Here is an 18,411-nt window from a genome sequence, read left to right as displayed (position 1 = left end):
TAGTCCGGCCGTAGCCTCGCTGCGGCCTCGACGCTCAGAGAGGAGCGGACGGATGACCAGCACCTTTGGAACGGCCATTGACCGTCGCACTTTGATCAAAATCGGCGGCGCGGGCCTCGCGCTGACCGGCCTGGCCTCGTTGGCCGCCTGCTCCACCGGCGGCGGAGGCGGGACGAACGCATCGGGCACCATCAAGATGCTCTACTTCGGAGACCAGAAGGCGGCGACGGCCCTGCAGAACACCCTGCAGCCGCAGATCAAGAAGCTCGACAAGAACGCGAAGCTCGAGGTGACCGCCATCAACGGCACCGACTGGAACGACTTCCTCGCGAAGGTGCTCACCCAGATCGCCGCCGGCGCGGCGCCCGACCTGGTGAGCGTCGCGACCGAGGGCCTCCAGCTCATGGCGTCCAAGGACCTTCTGATCCCCCTGGACAGCTACGTGACCAAGGACATGTCCTCGTTGCAGAGCTACTTCGACCAGATCCACCCCGCGCTCGTCGAGTCGATGATGTACCAGGGGCATCTGTACGAGCTTCCCGACAGCTTCAACGCCGGCAGCATGTTCTACAGCACGGAGCTGTTCCAGAAGGCCGGGCTCTCCCGTCCCGCCGACAACTGGACGATGGACGAGTTCCACACCTACGCGACCACCCTCAAGGGCCTCGGCGGCGACGTCAACGCCTTCGACTGGGTCGTACGGCTCTGGGGCAGCTGGACGTCGTTCCTCTACGCCAACAACGGCAACCTGCTGGAAGAGGGCAAGTACTCCGGCGGCGACTGGCTGTGGAACTCCGCCTTCAAGAACAACCCGGTCGGCGTGCACGGCCGCAAGGGCGGCTGGAAGTGGGGCACGCCCACGGCCAACTCGGAGGCCGCCATCGAGGCCCTCGAGTACGTGGTCGACCTCCAGCGGTCCGGCCTCTCGCCCTCGCCCGACGTCGGAGGCGGCGCGACGCTGCAGGGCCTGTTCTCCACCGGTCGCATCGGCATGACGATCGGCGGCGGGTTCTGGGCCGGCGGACTGCACAACGCGGGCATGGCGGACGGGAGCTTCGACGTGCAGCGCTTCCCGACCTGGAAGAGCAACAAGTCGCTCTTCGGCGCGGGCGGCTACGGCATCTTCAACTCGTCCAAGAACAAGGACCTGGCGTGGGAGGTCGTGAAGATGATGGTCGAGCCCTCCACCTTCGACATCATGTTCCCTGGAAACGTCACCACCCCCGGCCGCAAGGAGCTGCTGACGGCCGAGCGGTACAAGACGACCGGGCCGGAGAACTGGGCGGTCTTCTACGACCAGCTCGAGGGCTCGGTGCCCATCTCCGCGCCGCCGTACTACAACGCGCTGGCGACCTCGCTCAATCAGCGGACGACGCAGGCGATCTCGTCGGGTAACGCCAAGGCGGCGCTCGACGGCATGCAGTCCGATTTCGAGAAGGCAGCGCAGGCGTCCTGATGGCTGTCCAGACCCAGGAGCGCCCGCGCGTGAATGGGGCGACCTCTCCTCGCCGTGCCGTCCGTCGCCCCGGAGTGCGACGGGCGGCCCGGCGGGAGGGCGCGTTCGGCTATTCGATGATCGGGCTCGCGGTGGCGTTCGTCGCCGTCTTCACGTTCATCCCGATCCTCGCCTCGCTCGGGCTCTCGTTCTTCTCGTGGGACGTCATCTCGCCTCCCAAGTTCGTCGGCCTCGCCAATTTCACCCGGCTGTTCAGCGACGGCTCGACCCTCGCCTCGTTCGGGGTGACGATCCTGCTGGCCATCGGCATCGTCGTGCTCCAGATCACGCTCGGTCTGCTGCTCGCGGTCCTCGTCAACAGCCGCAAGCGGAAGTCGACGAAGGTCTTCTTCCGAACCGCCTTCTATCTGCCGCTGCTGGCCTCCACCGCAGCCGTGTCGATCTTCATGGGCTACCTGTTCGACGCGAAGTTCGGGCTGATCAACTACTACCTGACGCAGCTGGGGCTGCCGGAGGTGCCGTGGCTGACCAACCCGGTGGCGGCGCAGATCACGATCATCCTGATCGTCGTCTGGCAGCAGGTCGGCTTCACCTTCGTGCTGTTCGTGGCCGCGCTGACGTCGGTCCCCCAGGAGGTCCAGGAGGCCGCGGCGATCGACGGGGCAGGGGCGTGGCGCACGCTCCTGCGGATCAAGATCCCGCTGATCAGCCCCACCATCCTGTTCGCCACGGTCGTGGCGATGATCAACGCGATGCAGCTGTTCGATCAGCCGTTCATCATGACCAAGGGCGGCCCCGGCACGTCGACGACCACCGCGACGATCGCGATGTACCAGACCGGGTTCCAGAACCTGCAGTTCGGCTACGCGTCGGCGATCGCGATCCTGCTGCTGGTGATCATCCTCGTGCTGACCGGCATCCAATTCCTCGCCGCACGAAAGCTGGTGTTCTACCAATGACCACAGATGTCGCTCCGAGCACCGCAGTCGTGCTCGGCCGTCGCCGGCGGCCGATCGTGAAGGTCGGCAGCATCGCCGGCATGGTGCTGCTCATCCTCGCCGCGGTGTTCGCGCTCGGCCCGTTGCTCTGGACCCTGACCACCTCGCTGCGCACGCCGGCGGAGGCGTTCACCAACCCGCCGCAGTGGATCCCGACCAACCCCGACTTCAGCAACTACGCCGCCGTGTTCAACCAGATCCCGATCGGGCAGTTCTTCCTGAACAGCGTCGTCGTGACGGTGCTCATCGTGGTGGGCCAGACGATCACCTGCACCCTCTCCGGGTACGCGTTCGCGATGGTGTCGTTCCCCGGAAAGAACACGATCTTCGGCATCTTCCTGGCCACCATGATGGTGCCGCTGCAGACGATCATCATCCCGGTCTTCGTCATCGTGAAGACGATGGGCATCAGCGACTCGCTCGCATCGCTCATCATCCCGGCACTGGGGAGCGCGTTCGGAACGTTCCTGATGCGGCAGTACTTCATGCAGATGCCGAGGGAGCTCGGCGAGGCGGCCCGCATCGACGGGGCGTCGCAGTGGGGCGTCTTCCGGCACGTCTACGCGCGAATGGCGTCACCGGCGATCGCGACCCTGGCCATCCTCAACTTCTCGGGATTCTGGGCCGAGTTCTACCGGCCGTTGATCTTCCTCCAGTCGCAGGGCAACTTCACGCTGCCGCTGGGGCTCGTCGGGCTCCAGGGCAACCTGGGCACCGGGTCGATCTCCGTGGTCCTGGCCGGAGTCATCCTCGCGATGATCCCCAGCGTTCTGCTCTTCATCTTCGCTCAGCGCTACTTCATCGAGGGCGTCACGGCCGGTTCGTTCCGGTGAGCCTCCGCACCGGCCTCATCGAGACGGCCGTCGAACAGAGAGACATGTGAACTCATGCACGACCACCACCTTCCCCAATTCCACGTGCGCCTGCCGCGCGGCTACCTCAACGACCCCAACGGCCCGGTGGAGCTCGGCGGAACGACGCACCTGTACTTCCAGTCCCGCTCCTACGCCGAGATCGCGGTGCCGGTCGAGTGGGGCCACGCGACGAGCGAGGACCTCGTGCACTGGACGCTGCAGCGGCCGGCCATGAGCCCCGTGCCGGGGGGCCTCGACTCGGACGGCTGCTGGTCGGGCAACACGGTGGTGGACGGAGAGAGCGTGCGGGCGTTCTACTCCGGGAAAGTGGAGCAGCGTCCCTATCAATCGGTGCTGACGGCGGTGTCGGACCGGGACGGCGCGAATTTCGGTCCACCGGTCCAGGTGGTCGATGACCCGGCGCCCGAGGAGGGCGTCACGATGTTCCGCGATCCGTTCGTCTGGCGTGACGGCTCGAGGTGGCGAATGGTGGTCGGGGCGGCGGGCCCCGACAACACGGCGAGCATGCGTCAGTACTGCTCCGAGGACGGGTCCTCCTGGGTGTTCGAGGGGGACCTGGCGCGGCTTCCGAGGACCGAGTTCGACGGCATCGACACGGGCGAAGGGTGGGAGTGCCCGCAGCTGATCGCGGTGGACGGTCGCGAGATCGCGATCGTCTCATCGTGGTCGCACGAGCACGGTCCGGGGGCCGTCCTGGCCTTCCCGATCGATGCGAGTCCGGCTCCTCGCCGGGTTGACGACGGCCACAACTTCTACGCAGCATCCGTGATGCGTGAGAGCTCGTACGGGCAGGTGCTCTTCGGCTGGATCACCGAGGGGAGAAGTGCAGCGGAGTGGCAGACGGCCGGCTGGGCCGGAGCGATATCGCTCCCGCGTCGTGCCTGGCTCGACGGCGACCAGCTGTGCAGCGAGCCCCACCCTGCTGTCGCGCGCCTCCGCGTCGACTCCGGTCGACCCGCGAGCGGTGCGACGGTCGGCGCCCAGGTGGAGATCATGGTCCCTGCCGTCTCGGGAACAGTGCGACTTCAGTATGACGAGGGTCACTGGCTCGACATCGTCGTGGATCTCGATGCAGACACGCTCACACTCGATCGCAGCGCGGCAGGTGGAGAATCCGGCGCCCGTGCGGAGACGGCCACGAGCACGCGAGCGTTCAGTGACCGCACGGACTGGGCAGCGCGGATCTTTCTCGACGGATCGGTCGTCGAGGTCTTCACGAGCGCGGGGCGCTCGATCACCAGCCGGGTCTACCCGACGACGCCGCCTCCGTGGCACGTCCACGCGCCGGCCGGTGCGGTCGTCTGGGACCTCGCGAGATCGATCTCCTCTGCGCACGAGCGGGAGATCGTCCGGGTGGAAGCGGTCACGGTCCGCTAGAAGCCGCGTCGGGCTTCGAATCTCTCTCCCGCCGATCGAAACCCCCGGAGATCCCCGAGATCTCCGGGGGTTCTCCTGTGGCGGAAGACAGGACTGCCCACCTCCGATGGTCGTGCGTCGAAACACAGTGTCACGCACGCTCGACGTGGGTTGCGATCTCCCGCATCCTGGTGCGCACCCCCGAACCCCAGGAGTCTTCACATGCGTCCACGCCTCGTCCGTCCGCTCGGCGCCGTCGCCGTCATCACCGCAGCCGCGCTCACCTTGTCCGCTTGCGCGGGCGGGTCCGATGCCGCGTCCGGCGGGCAGAAGGTCACCGGCGGCACCATCGTCTACGCGCACCAGCAGGAGCCCGCCTGCGTGTTCGGCGGGTGGATCGAGCAGGCCTACCTGTCCTATCAGGTCCTCGACAACCTGACCTCCCTGGACGAGGACCACAAGGTCGTGCCATGGCTCGCGACATCGTGGAAGCAGTCCGACGACGGGCTCGTCTGGACCTTCGACCTGAAGAAGGGCGTGAAGTTCACCGACGGCACCCCGCTCACCGCGGCGGCGGTGGCGTACAACTTCGACTACTGGGTGAAGGGCGGCAACAGCACCGCGAAGGTCTGGCTCGACGGCTACTTCGCAGACGCCAAGGCGATCGACGACACGACGCTGCAGATCGACCTCTCCCGGCCGTATCCGCGCCTGGCGGACAACCTGACCCAGGGCTATTTCGGCATCCAGTCCCAGCACGCGCTGGAGACACGCACCCAGGAGCAGAACTGCGAGGCGCCGATCGGCTCCGGCGCGTTCATCGTGGACAAGTGGAACCGCGGGCAGGACATCATCCTGAAGAAGAACAAGGACTACACGTCGCCGCCGGCGAACGCGAAGCACACCGGCCCGGCGTACGTCGACGAGATCGACTGGAAGTTCGTCGCCGACCCGACCACCCGCGTCGCGGCCCTGCAGGGCGGCCAGGTGGATGCGATCTACGATGTACCGGCCGTGCAGTGGGACACGCTGAAGAACGCCGGCTACCAGCTCGAGAAGTACGTGACGGCGGGCCGCCCGCAGCAGATCAGCTTCAACACCCAGAAGGGCCCGTTCACCGACGAGAAGGTGCGGCAGGCGTTCGCCTACAGCCTCGACCGCGCGTCGATCGTCGGCACGATCGGCCGCGGAGTCATCCCGGCCGAAGGCAACGGCGGCGTCAGCCGGGCGACGCCGGGCTACAGCACGAAGGCCGCCGACTGGTACTCGCAGGACACCGCGAAGGCCGACCAGCTGCTCGACGCGGCGGGATGGACCCGCAGCGGCAGCACGGGCGTGCGCGAGAAGGACGGCGCGAAGCTGGCCGTGAAGCTGCCGTACGGCGCCGGCTCGATCATCAACGCGGACGGTGCGGCGATCCTGCAGGGCGTGAAGGAGCAGGCCGCGAAGGTCGGCTTCGACGTCGAGCTCGTCCCGGTCCCGCAGAGCGAGTTCTTCTCGGGCAAGTACTCGACGCCCGACTCGTACGACCTCTCGGCCGGCTACTGGACGGCCGTGACCGCGGGCATCCTCTACATCAACTGGCGGCCCTCCACGGCGGACGACCCGAACTACGCGAACTCGGCCTTCTACAACGACGACACCCTCGCGCAGTACATCCTCGACGGCAACTCGGCATCGACCGTGGACGCACAGAACGCCTCCTACGAGAAGGCACAGGAGTACATCGCCGAGCATGCCCTGTCCATCGGCGTCTACGACCGTCTGAGCACGCTCGCGGTCTCCACCAAGCTCCGCGACGTCTGGCAGGAGCACGCACAGGGAGGGCCGACGTTCTATGACGCCTACTTCGTCAAGTGAGCTGACCGCCGCACCCGGCGGACAGACCCCCGCGGGGCCGATCGCGCAGAACGCGGTCCGGCCCCGCCGGGGACGGGCGATCGGCCTCACCCTCCTCACGAAGGTCGGCGCCGCGATCGTCGTGCTGTGGGGCGCCGCCACTGTCGCCTTCTTCGCGCAGCTCGCCCTCCCGGGCGACCGTGCCACCACCATCCTCAACATCCGGGCGGGTCAGGCCCAGGTGCGCACTCCGGCGGAGCTGGCGCAGATCAACGAGCAGTACGGCCTGACCCGGCCGGTCATCGTCCAGTACGTCGACTACCTGCGCGGACTGGTCTCGGGCGACTTCGGCAACTCGTATCAGCAGTATCGCCCCGTGACCGCGATCATCGGCGAGCAGATCGGCAACACGCTGACCCTCTCGCTGATCGCGATCGCCTTCGCCTGGCTGATCATGGTCGTCTGGGTGACGCTCACCGCCGGTCGCGGCCCGCGTCTGGGAGCGGTCGGGTCGACCGTCGACGTCGTCACCGCGGGCCTTCCCGCGTACTGGCTGGGCATCATCCTGCTCCTCGTCTTCGGCCTCGGTCTGCACTGGTTCCCGATCATCAGCGGGACCTCGGCCGCCGGCATCGTACTCCCGGCGCTGACGCTCGCCATCCCGCTCGCCGGGTTCATGGCCCAAAGCGTCCGGACCGAGTTCGAGCGTTCGCTCGATCAGCCCTTCGTCCTCTCGGCCCGGATGCGAGGGATGGGCGAGTGGGGCATCCGCCTGCGCCACGTGCTCCGCCACGCTGTCATCCCGGCGGTGACGCTGTCGGGGTGGGCGCTCGGCGCGACCCTCTCCGGCGCGGTCATCGTCGAATCGATCTACTCCCGACCGGGGATCGGGACGGTGCTCGTGAGCGCCGTCAACTCGCAGGACCTGCCGGTCGTCACCGGAATCGTCACCCTCGTGGCCGTCGTCTATGTGATCGCCAACCTCATCGTGGACGTCGTCTACACCGTCATCGACCCCCGCCTGGAGCTGTCATGACCACCCTCACCAGCGCTCCCGGGCGCACGACGGTCGCCTCGCGGCTCGCGCGCGTCCCCTGGGGGCTCGCCATCGCGATCGCGTTCGCCGTGCTCCTGGTCGTCGCGGTCGTCGCGCCGGAAGCGCTGACCACGCACCTGCCGACCGCGATCGACTACCAGGCCGCGCTGCAACCGCCCAGCCTGGCCCACCCCTTCGGGACGGACGAATCCGGCCGCGATCTGTACACGCGTGTCGTCTGGGGCGCGCGCGACTCGCTCACGATCGGGGTCGGAGCCGCCGCGCTCGGAGTCGGCCTCGCCCTGGTGCTCGGTTCGCTCGCGGCACTCGGGGTCAAGCCGGTCGCCGTCGTGATCGACCGGCTCGTGGAGGTGCTCTTCGCCTTCCCTGCACTGCTGCTGGCGTTGCTGCTCATCGCGATCGCAGGGCCGAGCGCCGCGACCCAGGTGCTCGCCGTCGGCATCGGAACCGCACCCGGTTACGCCCGGATGATCCGCGGGCAGATCCTCGCGGCGCGCGGGTCCGGATACGTCGAGGCCGCGACGGCCCTCGGCCACTCGCGGTGGCGGATCATCCGCGCCCATATCCTGCCGAACGCCCTGCGCCCGCTGGTCGCCGTGTTCGCCCTGTCGATCGGGCAGTCGATCGTCTGGGCGTCGAGTCTGTCGTTCCTCGGGCTCGGCGTCGCCCCGCCAGCGTCCGAGTGGGGAGCGCTGCTCGATGCCGGCCGGCAGTACGTCACGACGGCGTGGTGGCTCATCGTCATCCCCGGCCTGGTCATCGTCGCCGTGGCGCTGGCCGCGACCACGATCGGGCGGCATATCCAGGCACGGCTCGAGAAGGGAGAGCGGTCATGAGCATCGTCGAGCGTGAGAGCGAAGACGTGGTGGACGAGCTGGACTGGCCCGCGACCCGGCTGAGCGTCCGCAACCTGCGGACGGGTTTCGTCGTCGACGGCGCGTATCGTCCGATCGTGCGGGGGGTGAGCTTCGATCTCCTTCCCGGCCGCTGCGTGGCGATCGTCGGGGAATCGGGCTCGGGCAAGTCGGTCACCGCACGCTCCCTCGTCGGGCTCGCGGGCCGGGGCGCCGTCGTCGAGGCCGACGAGCTGACCATCCACCACGAGGATGTGCGGTCGTTCACCGCGAAGCAGTGGCGACGCATCCGGGGCAGTGATGTCGGGTTCGTCCTCCAGGACGCCCTGGTGTCCCTCGACCCGCTGCGCCCGGTCGGCCGCGAGATCGAGGAGGCGCTGCGACTGCACGGGTGGGGATCGCGACGCACGCGCCGAGAGCGCGTCCTCGAGCTGCTCCGCCGCGTCGGTGTTCCCTACCCGGAGGTGCGGGCGAAGCAGCGACCGGATCAGCTGTCCGGAGGTCTGCGACAGCGGGCCCTCATCGCCTCGGCCATCGCGCTCGACCCGGACATCGTGATCGCGGACGAGCCGACCACGGCTCTCGACGTCACGGTGCAGGCGCAGGTGCTCGCCCAGCTGGAGGAGATGAAGGCGCGCGGTGCGTCCATCATCCTGATCAGTCATGACCTCTCCGTCGTCGCGCGGCTCGCCGATCACCTCCTCGTGATGCGCGGAGGCGACGTGCTCGAGCAGGGTGCGGCGGCCGCAGTCCTGGGCGACCCGCAGCACGAGTACACGCGTGCGCTGATCGCGGCGGTGCCGAGCGAAGCCACCCGCGGGCATGCGCTGACGCCGGGTGCCACGGCGTCGCCCGCGAAACCGGCGCCGGGGGCGGTCGTCCTCGAGGCGACCGACCTCGTCAAGCGGTTCCACACCTCCGACGGCACCGTCACGACAGCGGTGGACCACGTCTCATTCCAGCTGCGTGCAGGCGAGACCCTCGGCATCGTCGGCGAATCCGGCTCCGGCAAGAGCACGACGGCGCGCCTCGCGCTCGCCCTCGAACCCCTCGACGGCGGCCGCGTGCAGCTGCACGGCGAGCAGTGGGCGCCGCAGCCGGAGAAACGACGCCGCCGCCTCCGTGGCCGCATCTCCGTCGTCTATCAGGACCCGCTCAGCTCGTTCGACCCGCGCTGGACGGTGGAGCGCATCCTGAACGACGCACTGCGCTCCGAGCGGTTCGACTCCGCGGACGGGAAGGCGGCGCGGGTGCGTGAGCTGCTCGCCCAGGTCGGCCTCCCGGAGGCCGTCCTTCCCCGCTTCCCGCTGCGACTCTCCGGCGGCCAGCGTCAGCGCGTCGCCATCGCGCGCGCTCTCGCCCCGCGGCCGGATGTCATCGTCCTCGATGAGGCCGTGTCTGCGCTCGACGTCACGATCCAGGCGCAGATCCTCGACCTCCTCGCCGTGCTGCAGCGGGAGTCCGGCGTCGCGTACCTCTTCATCTCGCACGACCTCGGCGTCATCAGCCACATCAGCGACCGGGTGCTCGTGATGAAGGACGGAGCCGTCGTCGAAGAAGGCTCGGCCACGGACGTCTTCGAGAACCCCACCCATCCGTACACGCAGGCCCTGATCGCGGCGATCCCCGAGTTCGACCCCGCCGTCGTCCGTGGAGCCTTCTCCGGCACGGCGGCGGACACCGAGCCGGCTCTCGTGCAGGAAGGCGTCTGACTTGGCCGAACCGAAGCAGCTCTTCGTCAACCTGTTCGAGATGGCGTGCGTGAGCCACATCACCCACGGCCTCTGGCCGTTGCCGGGCAACAACCGCGAGCGGTTCGCCGACCTCGACTACTGGCTCGAGCTCGCGCAGCTGTTGGAGCACGGCGGTTTCGACGGGATCTTCCTGGCCGACGTGATCGGAGCCTACGACGTCTTCCGCGGGGGACCGGAGACGGCGCTGCGGGAGGGGCTCCAGAGCCCCAACATCGACCCGCTGCTCCTCGTCCCGGCGATGGCCGCGGTGACGGAGCGGCTCGGCTTCGGGGTCACCTTCTCGACGACCTACGAGCCGCCGTTCGCCTTCGCACGGCGCATGTCGACGCTCGACCACCTGACCAAGGGCCGCATCGGCTGGAACGTCGTCACCTCCTACCTTCCGAACGCCGCCCGCAACTTCGGACTCGACGAGGAGCTCCCGCACGATGAGCGGTACCGGCGCGCCGACGAATACCTCGACGTCCTCTACAAGCTCTGGGAGGGGTCGTGGGACGATGACGCGGTGATCGCGGACCGGGAGGCGCGCGTCTTCACGGACCCGTCGAAGGTGCGCTACATCGACCACATCGGCGAACACCACCGCGTCGCCGGTCCGCACATCGTGCACCCGTCTGTGCAGCGCACTCCGGTGCTGTTCCAGGCGACGGGGTCACCCGCCGGCATCGAGTTCGCCGGACGGCACGCCGAAGCGGTGTTCACGGGAGGCCGGACCAGTGAGCAGTTCCGGGCCAACGCCGAGGGGATGCGCGACTCCGCCGAGCGTCACGGCCGCGCTCGCGACGACCTCCGTTTCATCGCGATGGCGGGCGTCATCGTCGGCCGCACGCAAGAGGAGGCCGAGGACAAATGGCGGCTGTATCAGCAGCACTCGAGCCTCGACGGCATCCTCGCGCACTCCAGTCTGCCCGTCGACCTCACCGCGTTCCCGCGGGACATCACCGTGCGCGAGGCGCTCGCTCGCGCCGAGTTCCCCGCGGAGAAGGTCCCGTACCTGCCGCTCGACCGCACGGTCGGAGAGGCGCTCGACTTCGTCAAGGGAAGCCGTGACGACCGCTTCCTCGTCGTCGGCGACCCCACGACGGTGGCCGACGAGATCGAGCGCTGGCTCGACGAGGACGGCCTGGACGGCATCAACCTCCGCCAGTACCACTCGTTCGACACGGCGCGCGACTTCGCCGAGCTGGTCGTTCCCGAGCTCCGTCGCCGGGGCCGCCTCCCGCGCGAGGGCGAGCGGTCCGGCACGTTGCGCGAACGGTTGTTCGGCGCAGGCAACGCCCGGCTGCCGGAACGGCACACGGCCGCCCGGTATCGGGGCGGGGCGAACCTGGATGTGCCCGTCGAACCCCTGCGTCTCGATTTCGCCGACGCACCGTCGTTCTGAGCGCCGCCGTCCTGCGAGGATTCTCCGCTGCTCCCATCGTCCCTTGAGCGCCGGGCAGCCGCCGCCGGATACTCTGGCACGTCCCCGTCCGTCTCCGGAGGTCGCTCGTGTCGCACGCCCATGTCCGTTCCCCTGGTGTCTCGGGTACGCCGCGTGCAGGCCGCACGCTGCGCACCGTCGTGGTCGCCATCCTCATCGCGGCCGGGCTGGCCACGGTCGCCGGGCTCGCTCTGCTCTGGCCTGATGGCGGGGCGGTCGCGCACGCGCGGTCCAGCATCCAGTTCGCGGCGCCGGGGACGACCTTCCCGACGGGACGGATCACCGCCCTGTCGAAGGACTGCCCCGGATACTTCTCGTCGGACGCGAGTGCCACGGGATCGGCACCCGGCGACACCCGAGTGTGCCGGATGGCGACGGTGAGGCTGCTCGACGGAGCGCACGCGGGGAAAGCCGTCTCGCTGCCGCTGCTGTGGCCGTGGGCGAGCGCGGGCCTGAACGTCGGGGATGAGCTGGAGCTGGTCGTCCCGCCCGCCTCGGCCTCGTCCGCAGCCGGGTCCGGCTCGGCGGATCCCTCGACGGTGCAGGGGGTCACCGTCAACGGCGTCGTGCGCGACCACTCCCTCCTGGTGTGGGTGATCGTCTTCGTCGTGATCGTGGTGGTCGTCGGGCTGCTGCGCGGGCTGATGTCGTTGATCGCCCTGGGCTTCAGCGCGTTCGTGCTGGTCCAGTTCGTGCTGCCCGCCGTCATCTCGGGCAGGCCCGGGCTGGCGGTCGCCGTGGTGGGCGCGTCCGCCATCATGTTCGTCGTCCTGTACCTCGCGCACGGCCTCTCGATACGGACGAGCGCCGCGCTCCTCGGCACCCTGTTCGGGATCGCGGTCACGGCGGGGATCGCGCAGCTCGCCGTCACGACCACGCACCTGACCGGCGTGACGGGAGATGTGGGTGGTCTGCTGGCCGGGGTCACCCAGATCGATTTCCGCGGCCTCCTGACGTGCGCCATCGTCATCGCCGGGCTCGGGGTCCTGAACGATGTCACGGTGACACAGGCGTCGGCGGTCTGGGAGCTGCGTGCGGCGTCGCCCGGGCTGACCCGCCGTCAGCTCTACCTCCGCGCGATGCGCATCGGCCGCGACCACATCGCCTCCACGATCTACACGATCGCGTTCGCCTACGCGGGCGCAGCGATGGTGGTCCTGATCGTCCTCTACCTCTACGATCGCCCCGCTCTCAGCCTCCTGTCGCAGGAGGACCTCGCAGCCGAGGTGGTCCGCACCCTGTGCAGCGGCATCGGTCTGGTGCTCGCGGTGCCCGCGACCACCGCGATCGCAGCGCTGCTGGTGCCGAGGGAGGTCGTGGTGAGCGATCGGAGCGCGTGGGATGCCCTTCGCCTGCGCTGGTACGCCTTCATGCCCCGGCCGGCCGTCCCGGAGGCTCCGCGCCGCGAGTACTGAACGGGGCGGTCCGTATGGCCGCGGTCACGGCAGGAGTGCTGCCGCCGCAGGGTCGGCGTACACCACCGCGTCCTCGTGCAGACGCAGGAACGAGGCCGGGCACGCCGCGTCGATCGGTCCGGCCACCGCGGCGGCGACCGCCTCCGCCTTCGCGGACCCGGTGGCCACGGCGATGATCGAGCGCGCCCGCAGGATCGTTCCGACGCCCTGCGTGATCGCCTGGTGCGGAACCTCGTCGGGGTGATCGAAGAATCGTGCGTTGTCGCTCCGGGTCCGCGCTGCGAGGTCGACCACGCGGGTCACGGAGTCGGCGGGGGAGCCCGGCTCGTTGAAGGCGAGGTGCCCGTTGGCGCCGAAGCCGGCGAGCTGGATGTCGACTCCGCCGGCATCGGCGATGGCACGCTCGTAGTCGGCGCAGGCCTCGTCGAGGTCGGGGCGAGTACCATCCGGGACGTGCAGTGCGGAGGGGGAGAGGCCGAGCGGGCGGGCGAAGGCTGTGTGCAGCGTCGCGGCGTAGCTGCGGGGATCGTCGGGCGATATGCCCACGTACTCGTCGAGAGCGAATGCCCGCAGGTTCGCGACGTCGAGGCCGCCCGCGACACGACGGGCGAGAGCACGGTACACCCCCAGCGGACTCGATCCGGTCGCGACCCCGAGCACCGTGGCGGGAGCCGACGCGATGGTGGCGGCGATGCGGTCCGCGATGCTCTCGGCGAGCGTCTCCGGGTCCGCGACGACGATCAGTTCCATGTGTCTTCATTCCTTGTATGATGTGTGACTTGACAGGTTGAGAACCGGAGGAAGCAGTGCCAGCGAAGGCGCAGACGAACGACGACGGATCCCGCCCGGGGGGGCAGAAGCGCGTGCTCCGATACCAGTACGTCTACGATCTGGTGATCGACCTGATCCAGGACCAGAACCTCCAGCCCGGGGACCAGCTGCCGAGCACGGCGGAGCTCGCCGAGCTGGCGGGGGTGAGCGTGATCTCGGTCCGGCGCGCTCTCGACGAGCTCACCCACCGGGGCAAGATCGTGCGGCACCAGGGCGTCGGCACCTTCGTCGCCCCGCGACGCATCGTCAGCGAGCCGTCGCGACCGGGTGCCCTGCTGCAGACGCTGCGCGGACCGTCGGGGGACGACGTGCACCTCGAGACCGAGCTGGTGAGCATGCTCGTCGGCATCCCGAGCGACCAGCACGCGACCGCGCTCGGCATCGAACCCGGTGCTCCGGTGTGGGAGGTCGCCCGCCTGCGTCGTCTGGGGAGCACCCCCAAGGTCCTCGAGACCGCCGTGCTCCCGCTGTCTCTCGTGCCGTCGCTCGACGAGGCCCATCTGGCCGCGGGCGGCTCGCTCTACGAGCTGCTCGCCGACCGGTACGGCTACACCGACGAGTTCGTCGAGCAGGCGATCGAGGTCGACGAGCCCACCTCCTGGGAGCGCGGTCATCTGGGCCTCTCGGCCAAGGACAACGTGGTCCGCATCCGCGGTGTCAGCCTCGGGGCCGACGGGGTCGCGTTCGACAGCTTCCGCCAGACCTACCCCGCGCACGACTTCGTCTTCTACGTCTCGGGGACGTCTCGGCAGCGCCTGGTCGAGCCGCACCGCGACGGGAGCTGGGCGGTGCGCCCGCTCGGAGCCCCGGCGACCGCCGGCGCCGACTGATCGGCCCGGCCGCTCACGACGCATTGCGCCGCAGCGGGTCCGGGCTCGGAACGCTCTCGAGGAGCCTCCGCGTGTACGGCTCTCGCGGATCGTTCACGATCTGCCACGGGTCGCCCTGTTCGACGATCCTCCCGGCGCGCATCACCACGATCCGGTCCGCGTAGGCGGCCGCTGTGGAGAGGTCGTGGGTGATCATCAGGATGCCCATCCGGTGCTCGCGCCGCAGCCGGTCGAGCAGCTGGAGCACGCCCGTGCGCACCGACACGTCGAGCATCGACACCGGCTCGTCGGCGAGCAGGAGGCGCGGCCGCAGCACGAGGCTGGCGGCGATCGCCACCCGCTGCCGCTGACCGCCCGACAGCTCGTGCGGGAAGCGCGTCGCGTACACCTCCGGGTCCAGGCCGACATCGGAGAGGGCCTCTGCGATGAGCGCCCGGCGCTCCGCGTTCGAGGAGCCGATGCGGTGCACCTGCAGAGGCTCCATGACGAGGTCCTGGATGCGGAGGTGCGCGTCGAGCGCCTCGTACGGGTCCTGGTAGATGAGCTGGACGTCTCGGCGCAGGGGCCGCCACTGCCGTGGTGACAGACCGGTCACTTCCGTGCCGTCGATGCGGATGGAGCCGGATGTCGCGGGCTGCATCCCCACCACGGCTTGCAGGGTGGTGGTCTTGCCGCAGCCCGACTGTCCGACGAGGGCGACGAGCTCGCCCTCGCGCACGACGAGGTCGATCCCGTCGACGGCCGCGGACGACGCGGTCGTGGCGCTCTCGTCGGCGTCGGCGATGGCGGTCTCGTCCGACGAAAGCCGCCCGGTGGCGATGCTCTCGGTCGGAGTCTCGATCGGCGCCGGGGACGGGGCGGCGAAGTCGATCGCGCCGGGGGCGGCACCACGTCGCGATCGGCGGGCCTTCTGCCCGTAGACGACACGGAGGTCGCTCACCCGCAGCAGGTCGCCTCCGTCGGAGGCGCGCTCGGTCTGCGTCACGTCGTAGAGGTTGGGCGTCGCCTCGAAGAGCTCGCGCGTGTAGGGGTGCGTCGGGCGACGGTAGAGGTCGTCGACGTCTCCCTCCTCGACGATCTCGCCCGCCCGCATGACGGCGGCCCGGGTGCAGGCCTGTGCGACCACGCCGAGGTCGTGGGTCACCAGCACGAGTGCGAGGTTGAGGTCGCGCGAGAGCCGGACCAGGAGCTGGAGGATCTGATCCTGCACCACCACGTCGAGCGCGGTCGTGGGCTCGTCGGCGAGCAGCACCCGCGGCTCGCAGGAGAGGGCCATCGCGATCACGGCGCGCTGCTTCATGCCGCCCGACAGCTGGTGCGGGTAGCGTGCATCGGTGCCGTCCGGCAGGCCGACCTGGCGCAGCAGCTCCCGTGTGCGTGCGACCGCCGCCCTGCCCGTGGCGACCTTGTGCACCTCGAGCGCTTCGCGGATCTGCCAGCCGACCGTGCGCACCGGGTTGAAGGCGCTCATCGCGCCCTGGAAGACCATCGCGATGTCCGTCCATCGGTGGGCGCGCATCCCGGCCTCGCCACGGGCGATCACATCCTCGCCGCCCACGAGCACGGAGCCCGAGACCGTCGCCGAGACGGGCAGCAGGCCCATCGCCGCGAGGATGGTCGTCGTCTTCCCGCAGCCGGACTCGCCCACGAGGCCCACCCGCTCGCCGGGGGCGAGGGAGAGGTCGATGCCGCGGAGCGTGTGGATGGGCTCGCCGCCGCGGCCGTCGCGCGGGTCGAACCACACGTTGAGATCCCGGATCTCGAGCGCGTCGCCCGTCATAGTGCGTCCTTCCCGCGACCGACGAGTGGTCGCAAGCGCCAGGTCCTGACCGACAGATACGAGGAGCGCAGCCGCGGGTTGAGGGCGTCCTCGATGGCGCTGCCCAGGAGGTAGCAGCCCATGATCAGCAGGGCGACGGCGATCCCGGCCGGCACGATCGCCCACCACGCGCCGGTGCTGATCGCGTCGCGTTCGAACGCGTGCTCCATGATCGTCCCCCAGGTGACCGCGGTCGGGTCGGAGAGCCCGAGGAAGGCGAGGGCCGTCTCGTTGAAGATCGCGAGCGTCACGGCGAGCACGGCGTTCGCGATGAGCAGCGGCCCGAGCTGCGGCAGGATGTGCCGCAGGATCACGCGGGGGCTGCTCGCCCCGATCGACTCCGCCCGGCGGATCGACACCCGCTCCCGCAGCGTCTTGACCTGCGCCCGCACGATGCGCGCGGTGCTCGTCCACATCAGGAAGCCGATCACCAGCACCACGTGCCAGAGGCTCGGCCCCCAGACGGTGGCGACGACGATCATCAGGACGATCTGCGGGATGACGATGAAGTAGTCGGTGATGCGCATCAGGATCACGTCGGTGATGCCGCCGAAGTATCCGGACAGGATGCCGAACAGCGCGCCGATCACGATCGCGATGACGGCGGCCGTGAACCCGACGATCATCGAGATGCGGCCACCCAGGAGCACCAGGCTCAGGACGTCGACCCCGCCGTCGTCGCAGCCGAGCCAGTGCTCGAACGAGGGAGGCGCGAACACCGCGCAGCTCGGCTCGGTGGTGCTGTACGGCGCGAGGAGGTCCGCCCCGACCGCCAGCACGACGAAGAGCGCGATGATCGCGATGCCGACGATCGCGGGGGCGGTGGTCAGGGAGCGCGCCATTTCGGCCCAGACGCCTCCGCGCGAACGCGTCCGGGTCGCGCGCGGAGTGGTACCGGTCGGAGTTCCCATCGTCGTCTCCTTGGTCATCGCTGCCTCCGCGTCATCGTGACACCCGGGGGTCGAGGCGGAAATACACGAGGTCGGCGAGGTAGTTCAGGAGCACCACCGTCACCGTGATGAAGAGGAAGCCGCCCTGCAGCATCGGGTAGTCGCGTTGCAGGACGGCGTTGTAGAGGGCGCGGCCGATGCCGGGCCACGAGAAGATGACCTCGACCAGGATGGAGCCGCTCACGATCGCGCCGAGCGAGAGCGCGATCTGGGTGATGGTCGGCAGCGCGGCGTTGCGGAGTGCGTAGGACGAGATGATGCGCCGTCGCGGCAGGCCCTTCGCCCGGGCCGTCAGGACGTAGTCCGCGCCGAGCGTCTCGAGCATCGCGGAACGGACGATGAGCGCGTTCTCGGCGTAGAGGGTGAGCACCAGCGTCAGCACCGGCAGGATCATGTGCCGCAGCGTGTCGACGAACTGCTCGCCCGGTGACAAGGCGATCGCGAACGGGTCGTTCATCCCGACGGAGGGCAGCACGCCCGCGAACAGGATGAGGATCATCATGCCGAGGAACTGGGTGGGGAACGCGTAGAAGACCACCGCGAGGTTGGTGGAGAGATGATCGCCGATCGTGCCCCGCCGCACCGCCGAGAACACGCCGACGCCGATGCCGAGGACGATGGCGATGACGGTGCCCGCGGTGACCATCGGAAGCGTGTTCGCGAACGCCTGCCAGAGGTTCTCCGCCACCGGCTGACGGTTGGCGAACGAGACGCCGAGGTTGCCCTGGAACAGCTGCTGCAGGTAGAGGAGGTACTGCCGCCAGATCGGCTGGTCCAGCCCGAACTCCACTTCGAGTGCGTGCTTGAGCGCCGGGGACGCGTTGGGGACGCGCGAGATCCGGGTGACGGCGTCGCCCGGCAACACGCGGAACAGGACGAAATTGATCGTCAACGCGACGAAGATCGTCACGACGGCGAAGAGCGAGCGTTTCCAGACGTACCCTCGCATCCGGT

General features: G+C 69.2%; 15 protein-coding genes. 11 read left to right on the top strand and 4 right to left on the bottom strand.

All coding sequences use genetic code 11. The features are described 5' to 3' along the window. Positions 1-52: 52 nt before the first annotated feature. From LLS1_RS14780 to LLS1_RS14735, 10 genes are all read left to right on the top strand, one after another. Entirely contained in the window at positions 53-1,456 is a 1,404-nt protein-coding gene (locus tag LLS1_RS14780) for a sugar ABC transporter substrate-binding protein (RefSeq protein WP_226656680.1), read from the top strand. After that, positions 1,456-2,415, top strand: coding sequence for a carbohydrate ABC transporter permease (locus LLS1_RS14775; protein WP_226656678.1), 960 nt, complete (start codon positions 1,456-1,458; stop codon positions 2,413-2,415). Before LLS1_RS14780 ends, LLS1_RS14775 begins: the two co-directional genes overlap by 1 nt. Then, entirely contained in the window at positions 2,412-3,287 is an 876-nt protein-coding gene (locus tag LLS1_RS14770) for a carbohydrate ABC transporter permease (protein ID WP_223359069.1), read from the top strand. Before LLS1_RS14775 ends, LLS1_RS14770 begins: the two co-directional genes overlap by 4 nt. A 54-nt stretch (positions 3,288-3,341) precedes the next feature. Beyond that, a complete protein-coding gene (locus tag LLS1_RS14765) occupies positions 3,342-4,706 on the top strand; it encodes a glycoside hydrolase family 32 protein (RefSeq protein ID WP_226656676.1) in 1,365 nt (454 codons plus the stop codon). A 201-nt stretch (positions 4,707-4,907) separates the two neighbouring features. Beyond that, positions 4,908-6,545 (top strand): ABC transporter substrate-binding protein, encoded by a 1,638-nt coding sequence (locus LLS1_RS14760; RefSeq protein WP_226656674.1) that lies wholly within the window; start codon positions 4,908-4,910, stop codon positions 6,543-6,545. After that, positions 6,523-7,560, top strand: coding sequence for an ABC transporter permease (locus tag LLS1_RS14755; protein ID WP_226656672.1), 1,038 nt, complete (start codon positions 6,523-6,525; stop codon positions 7,558-7,560). The genes LLS1_RS14760 and LLS1_RS14755 overlap by 23 nt, the downstream gene beginning before the upstream one ends. Further along, the gene (locus LLS1_RS14750; RefSeq protein ID WP_226656670.1) at positions 7,557-8,417 is read left to right on the top strand and encodes an ABC transporter permease; all 861 of its coding nucleotides are present in this window, start codon (positions 7,557-7,559) and stop codon (positions 8,415-8,417) included. Before LLS1_RS14755 ends, LLS1_RS14750 begins: the two co-directional genes overlap by 4 nt. After that, positions 8,414-10,147, top strand: a complete 1,734-nt coding sequence (locus tag LLS1_RS14745) for an ABC transporter ATP-binding protein (RefSeq protein ID WP_226656668.1) — start codon at positions 8,414-8,416, stop codon at positions 10,145-10,147. Before LLS1_RS14750 ends, LLS1_RS14745 begins: the two co-directional genes overlap by 4 nt. 1 nt (position 10,148) lies before the next feature. Continuing rightward, positions 10,149-11,573, top strand: a complete 1,425-nt coding sequence (locus LLS1_RS14740; RefSeq protein WP_223359076.1) for an NtaA/DmoA family FMN-dependent monooxygenase — start codon at positions 10,149-10,151, stop codon at positions 11,571-11,573. A 107-nt stretch (positions 11,574-11,680) separates the two neighbouring features. Further along, positions 11,681-13,027 carry a YibE/F family protein gene (locus LLS1_RS14735; RefSeq protein ID WP_226656666.1) on the top strand — a complete coding sequence of 449 codons (1,347 nt, stop codon included), beginning with the start codon at positions 11,681-11,683 and terminating at the stop codon, positions 13,025-13,027. Positions 13,028-13,051: 24 nt separating this feature from the next. On the opposite strand, the gene LLS1_RS14730 is transcribed toward LLS1_RS14735, so the two are convergent. After that, positions 13,052-13,777, bottom strand: coding sequence for a glucosamine-6-phosphate deaminase (locus LLS1_RS14730; protein WP_226656663.1), 726 nt, complete (start codon positions 13,775-13,777; stop codon positions 13,052-13,054). 56 nt (positions 13,778-13,833) lie between these two features. Here LLS1_RS14730 and LLS1_RS14725 point away from each other — a divergent pair, with 56 nt between their 5' ends. Then, entirely contained in the window at positions 13,834-14,688 is an 855-nt protein-coding gene (locus tag LLS1_RS14725) for a GntR family transcriptional regulator (RefSeq protein WP_223359079.1), read from the top strand. Between the two features lie 13 nt (positions 14,689-14,701). On the opposite strand, the gene LLS1_RS14720 is transcribed toward LLS1_RS14725, so the two are convergent. From LLS1_RS14720 to LLS1_RS14710, 3 genes are read right to left on the bottom strand one after another with little or no spacing between them, the layout of a single operon-like run. Beyond that, the gene (locus LLS1_RS14720) at positions 14,702-16,468 is read right to left on the bottom strand and encodes an ABC transporter ATP-binding protein (protein WP_226656661.1); all 1,767 of its coding nucleotides are present in this window, start codon (positions 16,466-16,468) and stop codon (positions 14,702-14,704) included. Beyond that, complete coding sequence (locus tag LLS1_RS14715; RefSeq protein WP_226656659.1) at positions 16,465-17,418, bottom strand: ABC transporter permease; 954 nt, start codon at positions 17,416-17,418, stop codon at positions 16,465-16,467. The genes LLS1_RS14720 and LLS1_RS14715 overlap by 4 nt, the downstream gene beginning before the upstream one ends. Positions 17,419-17,449: 31 nt before the next feature. Next, a complete protein-coding gene (locus tag LLS1_RS14710; protein ID WP_223359082.1) occupies positions 17,450-18,406 on the bottom strand; it encodes an ABC transporter permease in 957 nt (318 codons plus the stop codon). Between the last annotated feature and the right edge of the window lie 5 nt (positions 18,407-18,411).

Source organism: Leifsonia sp. LS1 (assembly GCF_020521355.1).
Classification (GTDB): Bacteria; Actinomycetota; Actinomycetes; order Actinomycetales; family Microbacteriaceae; genus Leifsonia.
The sequence above is the reverse complement of the archived record's forward strand: the minus strand, read 5'-3'. Positions and strand labels throughout refer to the sequence as shown.

Bases quoted from the DNA above. Each gene is read 5' to 3' on its own strand.
- LLS1_RS14780 (WP_226656680.1), top strand. From the start codon at position 53: ATGACCAGCACCTTTGGAACGGCCATTGACCGTCGCACTTTGATCAAA.
- LLS1_RS14775 (WP_226656678.1), top strand. From the start codon at position 1,456: ATGGCTGTCCAGACCCAGGAGCGCCCGCGCGTGAATGGGGCGACCTCT.
- LLS1_RS14770 (WP_223359069.1), top strand. From the start codon at position 2,412: ATGACCACAGATGTCGCTCCGAGCACCGCAGTCGTGCTCGGCCGTCGC.
- LLS1_RS14765 (WP_226656676.1), top strand. From the start codon at position 3,342: ATGCACGACCACCACCTTCCCCAATTCCACGTGCGCCTGCCGCGCGGC.
- LLS1_RS14760 (WP_226656674.1), top strand. From the start codon at position 4,908: ATGCGTCCACGCCTCGTCCGTCCGCTCGGCGCCGTCGCCGTCATCACC.
- LLS1_RS14755 (WP_226656672.1), top strand. From the start codon at position 6,523: ATGACGCCTACTTCGTCAAGTGAGCTGACCGCCGCACCCGGCGGACAG.
- LLS1_RS14750 (WP_226656670.1), top strand. From the start codon at position 7,557: ATGACCACCCTCACCAGCGCTCCCGGGCGCACGACGGTCGCCTCGCGG.
- LLS1_RS14745 (WP_226656668.1), top strand. From the start codon at position 8,414: ATGAGCATCGTCGAGCGTGAGAGCGAAGACGTGGTGGACGAGCTGGAC.
- LLS1_RS14730 (WP_226656663.1), bottom strand. From the start codon at position 13,777: ATGGAACTGATCGTCGTCGCGGACCCGGAGACGCTCGCCGAGAGCATC.
- LLS1_RS14720 (WP_226656661.1), bottom strand. From the start codon at position 16,468: ATGACGGGCGACGCGCTCGAGATCCGGGATCTCAACGTGTGGTTCGAC.
- LLS1_RS14715 (WP_226656659.1), bottom strand. From the start codon at position 17,418: ATGGGAACTCCGACCGGTACCACTCCGCGCGCGACCCGGACGCGTTCG.
- LLS1_RS14710 (WP_223359082.1), bottom strand. From the start codon at position 18,406: ATGCGAGGGTACGTCTGGAAACGCTCGCTCTTCGCCGTCGTGACGATC.